The 12,454-nt window shown below is 49.6% G+C and carries 10 protein-coding genes; 7 read left to right on the forward strand and 3 right to left on the reverse strand.

Annotated elements, in window-relative coordinates; genetic code table 11:
• The first annotated feature begins 49 nt into the window (after positions 1 to 49).
• On the forward strand, positions 50 to 886 hold the full coding sequence (locus tag C2I18_RS27095; RefSeq protein ID WP_249898800.1) for a sugar phosphate isomerase/epimerase family protein: 837 nt from the start codon (positions 50 to 52) through the stop codon (positions 884 to 886).
• An 80-nt stretch (positions 887 to 966) separates the two neighbouring features.
• Here C2I18_RS27095 and C2I18_RS27100 read toward each other — a convergent pair whose 3' ends face one another.
• On the reverse strand, positions 967 to 3,375 hold the full coding sequence (locus C2I18_RS27100) for an MMPL family transporter (protein WP_249898801.1): 2,409 nt from the start codon (positions 3,373 to 3,375) through the stop codon (positions 967 to 969).
• Positions 3,376 to 3,403: 28 nt separating this feature from the next.
• Positions 3,404 to 4,021, reverse strand: a complete 618-nt coding sequence (locus tag C2I18_RS27105) for a TetR/AcrR family transcriptional regulator (RefSeq protein ID WP_249898802.1) — start codon at positions 4,019 to 4,021, stop codon at positions 3,404 to 3,406.
• A gap of 610 nt (positions 4,022 to 4,631) precedes the next feature.
• Here C2I18_RS27105 and C2I18_RS27110 point away from each other — a divergent pair.
• The 3 genes from C2I18_RS27110 (at position 4,632) to C2I18_RS27120 (ending at position 7,151) form a co-directional block, all read left to right on the forward strand.
• Complete coding sequence (locus C2I18_RS27110) at positions 4,632 to 5,453, forward strand: MerR family transcriptional regulator (protein ID WP_249898803.1); 822 nt, start codon at positions 4,632 to 4,634, stop codon at positions 5,451 to 5,453.
• Positions 5,454 to 5,521: 68 nt separating this feature from the next.
• The gene (locus C2I18_RS27115; protein WP_249898804.1) at positions 5,522 to 6,142 is read left to right on the forward strand and encodes a LysE family translocator; all 621 of its coding nucleotides are present in this window, start codon (positions 5,522 to 5,524) and stop codon (positions 6,140 to 6,142) included.
• 97 nt (positions 6,143 to 6,239) lie between these two features.
• On the forward strand, positions 6,240 to 7,151 hold the full coding sequence (locus C2I18_RS27120) for a glycerophosphodiester phosphodiesterase (protein ID WP_249898805.1): 912 nt from the start codon (positions 6,240 to 6,242) through the stop codon (positions 7,149 to 7,151).
• Positions 7,152 to 7,234: 83 nt separating this feature from the next.
• Here the strand turns inward: C2I18_RS27120 and C2I18_RS27125 are convergent, their stop codons facing one another.
• Complete coding sequence (locus C2I18_RS27125; protein ID WP_249898806.1) at positions 7,235 to 8,371, reverse strand: serine hydrolase domain-containing protein; 1,137 nt, start codon at positions 8,369 to 8,371, stop codon at positions 7,235 to 7,237.
• 282 nt (positions 8,372 to 8,653) lie between these two features.
• Here C2I18_RS27125 and C2I18_RS27130 point away from each other — a divergent pair, with 282 nt between their 5' ends.
• From C2I18_RS27130 to C2I18_RS27140, 3 genes are read left to right on the forward strand one after another with little or no spacing between them, the layout of a single operon-like run.
• The gene (locus C2I18_RS27130; RefSeq protein ID WP_249898807.1) at positions 8,654 to 9,811 is read left to right on the forward strand and encodes a type III polyketide synthase; all 1,158 of its coding nucleotides are present in this window, start codon (positions 8,654 to 8,656) and stop codon (positions 9,809 to 9,811) included.
• Positions 9,798 to 10,520, forward strand: a complete 723-nt coding sequence (locus C2I18_RS27135; RefSeq protein ID WP_249898808.1) for an SAM-dependent methyltransferase — start codon at positions 9,798 to 9,800, stop codon at positions 10,518 to 10,520. The genes C2I18_RS27130 and C2I18_RS27135 overlap by 14 nt, the downstream gene beginning before the upstream one ends.
• Positions 10,520 to 11,671, forward strand: a complete 1,152-nt coding sequence (locus C2I18_RS27140; protein ID WP_249898809.1) for an NAD(P)/FAD-dependent oxidoreductase — start codon at positions 10,520 to 10,522, stop codon at positions 11,669 to 11,671. Before C2I18_RS27135 ends, C2I18_RS27140 begins: the two co-directional genes overlap by 1 nt.
• The last annotated feature ends 783 nt before the right edge of the window (positions 11,672 to 12,454 follow it).

Genomic DNA, 12,454 nt, shown 5'->3' on the forward strand with positions numbered 1-12,454 from the left:
GTTAAGCTACATATAAGAAACTATCATGGCTTGTAAAGGAGAAGTTCTGATGACCGCAAAGTTAGAGCTGGGCGTACGCGCCCATGATTTCGGGCAGCTGCCGCTGGCTGAATTGATCGAAAAATTAAAGCGCTATCAGATGAATCATATCCAGTTTGCTGTACAAAGGTCCTTTCCCGAAAGCGCAAGTTCTTTGTCCAATATTCATCAGGGTACGGCAGTACATTATGGGGAGGCGTTCCGCCAGGCAGGCATCCGGATTGCTGTACTTGGCTGTTACGTCAATATCATTGACCCGGATGTGGAAGGGCGCCGGGAGGCGCTTCACCAGTTCGCTACTCATCTGCGTCTGTCCCGCGATTTTGGCGCTTCACTGGTAGGGACTGAAACAGGCTGGTTGAAAGACCCGGCCTTGCATCGTACTGAAGAGGCCTTTCTGGAGGTCGTTAAGTCGGTAGAGATCATGGTGAAGGAAGCCGAACGCTTTGGAGCAACGGTGGGGATTGAAGCCGTGGCAACGCACCCGCTGCATTCAGCCCGCCTGGCCAGACGCCTGCTGGATCTGGTGCCTTCGAACAATCTGCAGATTATTCTGGATTGCGTGAACCTGTTGTCTCCGGAAAATTATGAGGACAGGGAGAACGTTGTCCTGGAGGCATTGGAGCTGCTCGGTGACCGGGTAGCTGTACTGCATCTGAAGGATTGCGTCCTGGAAGGCGGTGCGATCAAGGGGGTGCCGATTGGACAAGGCGGTATGAATTTTGCTCCAATCCTGCGGTTTATGAAATACGACCGCCCGCATCTGCAGGGTATTATGGAAGAGACCCGGGAAGAAAATCTGGATGAATCCATTGCATACCTGCGGAAGCTGTACGAGGAAGTATAATTAATTTCTGCAAAGACGGAACAATCAAACAAAGAGCCCGGGGTCAATGTCCCTGGGCTCTTCTTTGGTTCATTCTTGTATTAGTGCTTACGTCCGCTCTCAGCGTTAAGCTTGGCAATCAGCTTGTCACCTTCGACATCGAGGTTCGGAAGCAGACGGTCCAGCCATTTCGGCAGCCACCAGGCTTTGTCGCCAAAGACAGCCATAACCGCCGGAACAAGCGTCATCCGGATGAGGAAAGCATCGATCAGGATACCGAACGCCAGTGCGAAGCCGATTTGCTTGATCATCGCATCAGGCGCGAAGATAAAGCCTGCAAAGACGGATACCATGATGACCCCTGCGGCTAATACGACACGGCTCGCCAGATCATAACCGTGAATGATACTGTCGTTGCCGTGGCGGCCATGGACATAAGCCTCACGCATGGAGCTGACCAGGAACACCTGGTAATCCATCGCCAGACCGTAAAGGATACCGGTGACGAGGATCGGCATGAAGCTGAGCAGCGGGCCTCCTGTATCAAATCCGAACAGGGAATGCATCCATCCCCACTGATAGACTGCGGTAGTCAAGCCAAAAGTGGCAAGAATACTGAGTACGAAGCCTACAGTTGCTTTGATCGGAACGATAACAGAACGGAATACAAGCAGCAGAATAATTAAGGACAAGACTACAATAATTCCAATATAAACAGGGAAGGCTTCAGAAAGCTTGGAAGACATATCGATGTTGATGGCGGTAAAGCCGGTCACACCAAGCGTTACATTATTATCCGCTGCCAGTGTATAGCTTGGATCACGCAGATCCTGCACCAGATCTCTGGTCTCTGTATCCGTCGGTCCGGTTTTCGGGATCAGGCTGATGATGGCAATATCACCAGTTTCGTTGACACCCATCGGGGATACCAGGGTAACATTGTCATGCGATTGCAGTCCCTGTACCAGTCCGCCCAAGGTTTCCATGCTGATTTTATCAGAAGGGTTGACAGGCTGGGCTACCAGAAGCAGCGGTCCATTAAAGCCTTCGCCGAAACCTTCCGAAGTTATATCATAACTTTGGCGTGCCGCTGTATCCAGGTTCGCCGAGGCACCGGACGGAATACCCAGCTCCATCTTGGTTACCGGAATAGCTGCCGTTCCAAGAACCAGCACAACCAGGATAATGATAACCCAGCGGTATTTCACGGTAATGTTAGCCCAGCGGTGTGAGAATCCGCTGTGTTCCTTGCTGGCAGTTGCTGTGTTTTTCGCACGGGCTTTGGCGGTAACGATTTTTTCGCCAACCAGACCGAGCAGTGCAGGCAGCAGGGTCAGCGACAGCAGGACGGTAATCAGAACGCTGACAGCAGCGACCATTGCCATAGTGGACAGGAAGCCGATGCCGATGACCAGCATCCCGCAAAGGGCGATAATAACCGTCAATCCGGCAAAAAATACAGCGCTGCCGGCGGTACCGACTGCCCGGCTTGCCGCTTCTTTGGCATCTAATTTCTCATCGAGAATCAGGCGGCGCTGCCGGTTTACGATAAAGAGTGAGTAGTCAATTCCGACAGCCAGGCCGATCATAACGGCGAGAATCGGTGTAATGTCATTCATCTGAATGACGCTGGAGAGAGCAAATGCACCCCCGACACTGATTGCAACGCCAAGCAGGGCAGTAATCAGCGGCAGTCCTGCCGCTACAACAGAACCAAGTGTAATGAACAGGACAACTGCAGCTACGGCTACGCCGATGGCTTCTGTAGATCCGATGGCCGGCATACTCTTGAGCGAGTCGCTTGGAATGGCTGTAATGCCTGAGCCGGCCTGCTCAACTTCAGTTACCGCAGCGATAATGTCATCCGGTACGTTAGACGGAAGGGATGTCTGCTGCACAGTGAACTGGAACTGGAACAGGGCAATTCTGCCGTCAGCCGACAGCATGACACCCGGAACAGGAACACCGTCAGCCATCAGCGCTCCGTAAGGAGCACCCGATGCGGCTTGAGCTGCAGCTGCAGCCTGTGCCGCGGCGGCTGCCTGATCTGAGGCTGCAGTCTGGTCTGAAGCCCCCGCCTGACCTGCAGCTGCCGCTTGAGCCGCTGCATCTGTCTGCCCGGCGGCAGATGGATCTGCAGCAGCACCCTGGCCTGCAGCAGCGGCCGCCTGAGCAGCCAAATCAGCAGGATTAATTACATATTCCATGCCGTATACTTCGTTAATAGCCTTCATGAGAACCGCAACACGTTCCGGCGTATCAAGTCGTTCGCCGTCAGGTGCGGTAAAAGCTACACTTGCCTGGCCGCCGGCAGCGGCTGGAAGCTCTTCTGCCAGCATATCCAGCACTTTTTGCGATTCAGTGCCTTCAATCTTCATTTCAGAGCTGGACTGGATGCCGTTGACCCCGAGCAGGGCGCCTACCACACCAAGAATAATGATCCACACTCCAAGGAAATACCAGGGCTTGGAATAAGCCGATTTCCCCAAACGGTACAGAAATGTTGACATGTAATGGTTTCTCCTTTTTATCTCTGGTTTAGAAGCCGTTGCGTAAATAAGCAAACATCGTGTTTAAGTATTGATCAAATGACACGGCATCAGAATTATCCTCTTGCACTTCACCCGGCAGCAGAACGTTTAACTGCCCATCCAGTATAGGCACAAAAGCGCCGTAGACCGCACCGGCAAGCAAATGGCTGTAACCGTCTGTATAACGCCCATGGGTGAATTGCTCGAGCATTTCTCTTGCAGCGATCTGCAGACGGCGGAATACGCTCAATATATAGGGTTCAAGAGACGGGTACTGATGCGCAAGCGATACAAACTGCCGCAATTTATGCAAAAATTCTGACGTGAACTGCAGCTTGAACAGGCTGTGCAGAGCGTCCAGAGGTGTTGCATCCGGGGGCAGATCTGCCAGCAGCGAATTCTCATCCTCTGTTGAAGCATTGCCGATAAAATACTCCGCTACCGCTTCCTCTTTGCAGGAGAAGTAGTTGGCAAAGGTTCTGCGGGAATACCCGGCCTTCTGGACAACATCGTCGACAATGAAGCCCTCCATTCCACGTTCAAGCGCAAGCTCAAAGGCTGCCTCGGCCAGGGCGAAGGCAGTTGCTTCCTTTTTTTTGTCGCGCAGCGTCGGCTTGAGGTTCAAATTTTATGCGTCCTCCTTTCTTGGGCAGAGACAGGCTCTGGTCTATATTTACTAAGTACATTATTGCCCAAAGTGCAAAATTGCACAATGAGCAATTAGTGACGAAATTGTGAATTTCTTTGGTTATTTATGTTTTAATAAGCGCAAGAAGGACCATTCTCCTTTATTTTGTTTAATAAATCAGCATCATTTATGAAACTGTCTGTGAAGTTGTTCATACATAATAGAGGGGACTGGGGAACATGGTACGTCTCCTTACGAGGCATCTGGTTAGACGGGGCGGTCAGTGGATTTCTATCAGCTTAAGTTTCGCGTGTATACCCGGTTTCTTTGCTTATAAGTTTAATGAGGGAGCTGTCTTTACAGCAGAATAGATACCTGCTAGTTATTATTCTGGGGTTAGCTGCCGCTAACCGGTTAGAGCAACGGTATATCATTATTATTTGGGTTGCGATCATTTTATCAACATTTATTATTACATTGTGGCTATACCCTCAAGAGAGTGACCCAGGTGTAGTGAAACATATTTGGGACAGGATTACGGAGTAGTGATTCTCACAATGCATTAAATTCAGATATACTAAGTATTAAAAAGTAATGGAGCGAACACATGAAAACCATATTTTCCATTGGAGAAATGTCCAAGCTGCATAATACCACCATCCAGACACTCCGTTATTATGATGAAATCGGGCTGCTGGTCCCTTTTGGAGTCGACGCGAAAACAGGGTACAGAACCTACTCGACAGAGCAGTTTGAACAATTGAATACGATTCAGTACCTTAAGGATTTAGGCTTTTCACTCAATGAAATCAAAAGCCATTTTGCTAAAAGAGATCCTGAGGACTTTATCAGGCTGCTGCATAAACAGAATGAAAATACAGAAGCTGAGATCAGAAGGCTGGAACAGATCCGCGATAAATTCCAGTACAGAATAGAGGAAATCCGGAAGGTTCAGCAGATAGAGCAGCAGGAACTGGAAACGGTGATTGTTGAACAACTGAGCCAAAGACGCATTTTCAGATTAAAAGAAAACATCCGCTCAGAGCCTCATCTGGAGATTTCCCTGAGAAAGTTAGAGAAGCTGTTTAACATCCGTTCCACCATATTTATTGGCGGTGTCGGTTTGACCGTCGATATGCATCATGTAAAAGAAAACAGGTTCGACGGGTATAATTCCATTTTTCTGATTGCCGATGATACAGATGCCTCTGAAGATGTTACGGATTTCTTACCTGAAGGGAAATACGCCTGTATTTATTATCGCGGCCCGCGGAGTAAGGCCCATGGATATTACAATCTATTATTGAAGGAGATCGAAAATAAAGGATTACATATTATAGGGGACGCTATAGAAAGGACCTTAATAAATGAATATATATCCGCCAATCCGATGGATCATGTAACGGTAATTCAAATCCCTGTGAAATAAAAGGTTGACTCTCTTGTTACAAGAGGGTCTATTTTATTATCCATAGAACGATGGAGAGGGGTTTTAAAATGATTACGGCAGCAAACTTGTGGCTTTTTATTGGAACTTCGATTATTTTGATCATGATTCCGGGGCCCGATCTTATTTTTACACTCACCCAGGGAATTGCAAACGGCAGAAGGGCGGGAGTGGTTACAGCGCTGGGATTAAGTGCAGGGAATACTGTACATACCATCGCCGCGGCTCTGGGACTTTCGTTGATTTTTCAAACATCGGCCATCGCCTTCACCATTTTCAAAATATCAGGAGCGCTGTATCTATTCTATTTGGCCTATAAATCGGTAAAATACCGTAAAGCAACAGTCGAAATCAGCAGCAGCTCCAGACAAGAGGTCAAAGGCCTTTTCCTTAAAGGAACTATAATGAATATACTGAATCCAAAAGTAGCAATCTTTTTCCTTACCTTCCTTCCGCAATTTGTGAATGATTCACAAGAACATGTACCACTTCAAATGATAATATTCGGGATGATCTTCATTATGTTAACAGCAGTCATTTTTAGCCTTGTCGGCTATTTCTCAGGCTGGTTCCGGAATTTGTTCCTGCGCTCCCCGCGTTCAAATGAAGGGATGAATATCGCTGCCGGAATCATTTTTACTGCTCTGGCCGTCAAACTTCTGACTATGTAACCGTATAATATAGGATATAAATAAAAACATGGAGTTCAACCATCTAAGCTGTTAATATAATGTTCATGGCATTAAAGAAGGAAGATGGGGACATTTAATGGCGAAAATTTTCAGGCATAAAGCATATTTAATCGGAATTCATGTATTAACATTAATCTTCCTGTTTACAACGCTGTACGCCTATTTTCCGTGGATCCGGGTGAAGGTAAAAGAGATCATTGATCCTGCGGATAAGGTCTACACGGTTGCCCACCGCGGGGCTTCAGGATATGCTCCCGAGAACACCATGCCTGCTTTTGAGCTGGCGATTGAGATGAATGCGGACTCTATTGAGCTCGATATTCATTTGACCAAGGACGGGGTTCCGGTAGTCATCCATGATGAGACGGTTAACCGTACCACCAACGGCAAAGGGTACATCAAAAATTTGACCCTGGAGCAGATCAAGCAGCTTGATGCCGGCTCCTGGTTCAACGAAGCGTATCCGATGTTTGCCCGAGAGAGTTATGAAGGCTTGGCCATTCCCACACTGGATGAGGTATTTGACACCTTCGGCAAAGATACGAATTATATCGTGGAAATCAAGGAACCCGCTCCAAACAGTAATATTGAGGTCTTATTAAACGAAGCGGTTGAAAAATACGGTCTGGAGCATGAGGTGGCTGTCCATTCCTTCAGTGCATCCAGTCTGCGGAAGCTCCATTCGATTAATCCGGAGATCACGCTGTATCAGCTGGTGTGGAATGATTATGCCGCTTCGAGAGTTTCGGAAGCTTACTTAAGGTCCGTGAAGACCTACGCTGCCGGAATCAGTCCGAATTTCCAGGGAATCAATGCAGCTTATGTGGCGCAGGTAAAAAACTTTGGCCTCAAGCTGATGCCCTACACGGTAAATTACCAGGTCAACATGGATAAAGCTTATATGTGGGGGGTGGACGGGGTGTATACCAATTTTCCCGACCGATTCCTTGAAGTTATTGAAACCAACAGGAAAAATGCGCAGTGGTAATTCAGATGCAAAAAGGGCCGGCTCTTGTTCTGTAACGGAACAGGAGCCAGGCTCTTTTTTGATGCGGCGGTAAAAACAGCGCTCTACAAACTGCTGAACACGATATTACGGAGTTTGCGGGTAATTGGCAGGGTGCCGGCGTCTTTTTTCTGAATCATAAAGAGGATGGTCAGCCGGTCCTGCGGACTGTTTGTAAAATAAGCCCCGAGCCAGCCGTCCCAGCCGTATTCGCCGCTACTGCCGATCATTCCGGCTTCGCCGCTATCCGTCATGATCCGCATCTGGTTGCCGTAGCTGAAACCGCGTAACGTATGCCATGTATCAAAGCCTTTTTGCTGCCAATCCGTCAGAGCCGCAGATGTCATATACTGAACCGTTTTAGGCTTCAAAATTTGATTCCCGTTATAGCTGCCTTGGTTCATCAGCATGGTTGTGAATTTGGCGGCATCGTCAATAGTTGAAGACAGGCCGGCACCGCCCGATTCAAAAGCAGGATCACGGTCCATCTGATGAACAACGCCGAGATGACTGTCTGCATACAGCTTCAAGCCGCCTTGGCCGTCATCCTGATAGGTTTTGACCAGACGTTCTCGCTTAGAGTCAGGGACCCAGAACCCGGTATCGGCCATTCCCAGCGGCTCAAAGATCTCCTGCTTCAAAAACTCACCGAATCGGATACCGCTAACCGCTTCGACAACCGCTCCCAGAACGTCCGCCGAGGTGCCGTACTGCCAGTTGGATCCCGGCTCAAATGAGAGGGGGCCTTGGCCCAGCCTGTTAGCGAACTCCAGCGTACTCATCGCATTGTCACCATGCAGACGGCTGCCGAGCTCCTGGAATAAAGCCTCTGTGTGCTGCCCGGCCTTGTCGGTTCCCCCGTACACCAGTCCAGACGTCATGTTCAGCAGATCATGAATGTTAACCTCCCGTGCGGGAGGTACAAGCTCTCCGTTATTCTCGACCAGCTGATGATGAAAACCGGGAACATACCGGCTGACAGGGTCGAACAAATCGATTTGCCCGCGTTCCAGCAGCATCATCACGGCAGCAGCGGTAACAGGCTTGCTCATGGAATACAAACGGAAAATCGAATCCCTCGCAACCGCACGTCCCGATTCCAGATCGGCCAGGCCGTCTTCATGATAAAAAACTTCGCTGCCGTCCTTAAGCACCATAAAGTTGGCACCCGCGATTTCCTTATTGTCGATGCTTGCTTTCAATGTTGATTGTAAACGGTTACGTATGCTTTGCTCCAGCATGTCTTAAAAGTCGCCTTCTTTCGGATAAGTTCTTCAAACCTATAGAGATGTTGACTAATCACTATAGGAAAATAGTAATTGCTATCGGACAGGTTGTATAGTGCGGTTTACAGATTCTTTTGCCAATAGTAAATACGGCTGTGTTATATGTACTGAAACCGGCATAATTCTAGATTATAAAGGTCCTGTTAAGGGTAAACATTGTTAACCAAAAACCAAAATCCATTAACGGAGGCTGAATTGATGACAATACAGAACAGGAATAACGGGGCAGCGATTCTGGGAATGGGAACAGCCCTGCCGCTCTACTCAATCGCACAGTCAGACGTAGCAGAATTAATCGCTTCTTCGCTGCAGGACAAACCGGATCTGGCACGCTTCGCCAGAAGAGTCTTCAAATCCTGCGGAGTTGAAACCCGTTACACCTGTGATGACAGTTACCTGGGAACAGCTGAAACCTGCCGTTATTTGCCTTCCGGAGCTCAGGACAGCATTCCTACAACGGAAGAACGGATGAAGAAATATCAGCAGGAGGCACTGCCGCTGGCACTTGAGGCTGCGAAGAGAGCGCTTATTGATGCCGGGGATTCAGCCAAAGACATCACTCACCTCATTACCGTCAGCTGTACAGGACAGTATCTGCCGGGAGTGGATGTTATGCTCATGAGAGAGCTGGGCATGCTGCCGCGTGTGAACAGGCTTCCGCTGATTTTTCAGGGATGTGCGGCCGGTTTAAAAGCCATCCAGATGGCCCGCGATGTCGTCTTGGGGGCTCCCGGCTCCAGAGTGCTGGTAGTCTGTGTGGAGCTGTGTACACTTCATTTTCAGCCTGCGAAGGAAAGAGAAGCCTTGTTTGCAGCCTCCTTTTTTGGCGACGGGGCTTCAGCTTGTGTAATTGCTGCTCCTGAGGCAAGCCATAAGCATTATCTGAATCTCGGTACAGGTTATTCCGTGCTGCTGCCGGACACGACAGAGGATATGACATGGGAAGTGGGCAACATCGGATTTGACCTGTATCTGTCTCCTCGGATTCCAAACCTGCTCGGTACTCATCTGGAGGCAGAGCTGGAAATCCTGTTTGGAAAAGATGAGCTGCCGGAGCTGTGGGCGATACATCCGGGCGGACGCGGAATCGTTGATTCTGTGCAGGAAGTGATGCAGCTGAGCGATGAGCAGACGCATTACAGCAGGGAAATCCTGAGAACGGCCGGCAATCTCTCTTCCGTAACGATCATGTTCGTCCTTGAATCCATGCGCCAGGACATGATCGCCCAGGACAATGGAGCCAAGGAAGGAGTAGCCATGGCTTTCGGTCCGGGTCTGACCGCCGAGCTGATGCGCTTCAATTACGTTCCGGCCTATTCGCCGTCTGTTCAGGAGCAGGACCATGCCGTTCTTTAGATCCTTGTCGGTCCGGGCGAAGGAAGATGAGCTGATGGATGATTTCTCCATGGGCGGCGAAGAGCTCAGTGAAGCGCTGAAGCATCTGAGGCGCCTGAACCGGATCTTCGCTGCTCCCGGTCCGACCAAAGACGGCGTAGAAGAGCTGTGGCAAATCATCGGACGGCCTCAGACGCTCAGCATTCTGGATGTAGGCGCAGGCTCCGGTGATGTCAACCGCAAGCTGCTGCAGTGGGCCGATCAGAAGGGGATTCAGCTGGAGATTACGCTGGTCGATATGACAGAGGAAGCTTGTGAAGAGGCCCGGCAGCTGTTCCGCGGCGAGCCGAGGGTGAAGGTCATGCGTGCGGATCTTCAGGAGCTGAAGGACGGTTCAGCGGATATTGTTACCGGCTCCCAGTTCGTCCATCATTTTGACGGCCAGCAGCTTGTAGACATGGTTAGTCATATGCGGAGAGCCTCCAGATACGGCGTGGTGATCAATGATATCCACCGTCATCCGGTATCGTATACCGCGGTGTGGGTCGTTACAAGAATGATCTCGCGCAACCGGTATATCCGGCATGACGGGCCGCTGTCGGTAGCCAAAGGCTTTAAGGACAGGGATTGGCAGGAGCTGAAGGCTAAGCTGCAATCCGATACCATGACTTATAAATGGAAACCGCTGTTCCGTTATTCAGTGGTTATCCCGAAGCAGGTGAGTTCCTAATGCTGAAGCAAGTGGACGCTATTGTGATAGGCGCCGGGATTGCCGGCAGCAGCACGGCCATGCAGCTTGCACGCCAGGGTCACCGCACGGTTCTCCTGGACCGGCAGGAGTTTCCGCGTCATAAGACCTGCGGGGAGTTCATGTCCCCGGAGACGAAGGAAATGCTGGAGGTTCTGGGCATCAATCTGCTGGGGTCCAGGGTTAAGCCCGGGATTATGAATAAAGCGCGGATCATTTTGCCGCATGGAGGAGAGATTGAAGCTCCGCTTCCCGGGCATGCCGTCGGCATCAGCCGTTATGAGCTGGACCGGATCCTCCATCAGAAGGCACAGAACGCAGGAGTGGAGATCGTAACGAAAACCAGAGTGAAGGGTATCCGCAAGCTGGATAATCAGGTGTACGAAGTGGACACCAAAGAGGGAGACCGTGAAGTTATCTATCAGGCCCGTGCTGTGATTGGCGCATTTGGAACGAAGAAGCCCCGCGGGATTGCAACCGCTTCAGAGGAGACCAGAGATGAGACCGTCTACATTGGCATAAAATCTCACTTCAGCGGGATTGATGTCCCTGACCAGGTAGAGCTCTATTTCTGCAATGGAGGATACATCGGCATTTCTCCAATTGAAGAGGGGAAGACAAATGTGGCTGCTCTGCTGACACTGGATGCTGTGCAGGGAAGCGGGAAGTCCGTGGATGAGATATTGCGGAGTGCTGCCCAAAGTAACAGTACAGCCGCGGAAAGGCTGGCAGCGGGGACACCCGTGCCGGGTACGCAGGTATCCATTGCGCCGCTCCGTCTGTCCGACGTACCGGAGCCATGGTCTGAATTCCCCCATGTCGGTGATGCCATGCTGATGATTCCGCCGCTGTGCGGGGACGGTATGTCGATTGCGCTGCGCTCCTCGCTGCTGTGCGCCGGCTGGACCGATAAGTATCTCAAGGGAATCCTTAGCTATGACCAGTGGCAAAGAGGATATACGGATGCCGCCAATGCCGAATTCACCCGGCTGCTGAAGCGGGCTCGGCGCATCCAGAAGCTGGCTTTTGCCAAAACCAACCGGCTGTATCCCGGACTTGCGCGCATTTTCCCGGGCTTGGCCAAGTATGTCGTAAAAGCAACACGATTGTCGGAGACGGGGATGGCGCGGTGAGCAGGGTACGTAAAAAGTCGCCTTTGGGGCGGCTTTTTGTTGTTTCTGAACTTTTACTGGTCCGGCCGGGAGGATGAGCTTGTTGCATTTTCAGATGATCACACAGTTGAGCCGAATGAAGGGTATAAGTACCTTTGATTTCTAGGATAGCGTACAGTTGAGCCGAATGAAGGGTATAAGTACCTTTGATTTCTAGGAAATCGTTCAGATGAGCCGAATGAAGGGTATAAGTACCTTTGATTTCTAGGAAATCGTGCAGATGAGCCAAACGAAGGGTATAAGTACCTTTGATTTCTTGAAAATCACGCAGTTGAGCCGAATGAAGGGTATAAGTACCTTTGATTTCTTGAAAATCACTCGGTTGAGCCGAATGAAGGGTATAAATACCTTTGATTTCTTGAAAATCACTCAGTTGAGCCAATTGAAGGGTATAAGTACCTTTGATTATGTTAAAAACCGGCATGGGAATCATAATGTTGGTTAAGCAAGGCAAGGTTCAAACTCCATAATGTATCATATGCTTCTGTTCTTCCATTGCCTGATTAATTTTTGAAGCCAGCTCACCAAGCTCAGCAGAATTTTTGTAGCAAAGTGACGAAGTAACTGCATTATAGAATAAGGACAGAGATTCGGGCGGAATCAGAGTTATTCCATAGTAGGCCAAGCCATGTTCAGGACGATCAAATGAATGAAAGAATGTCCTCATGTTAGATAAATTTCCGGCAATGTTATTAATAATATCGTCATGAACAGCAACACAGTTGTATCTCTGAGGGTTATACT

The sequence above is a fragment of the Paenibacillus sp. PK3_47 genome (genome assembly GCF_023520895.1).
In the GTDB taxonomy this organism is placed as follows: Bacteria; Bacillota; Bacilli; order Paenibacillales; family Paenibacillaceae; genus Paenibacillus_AQ.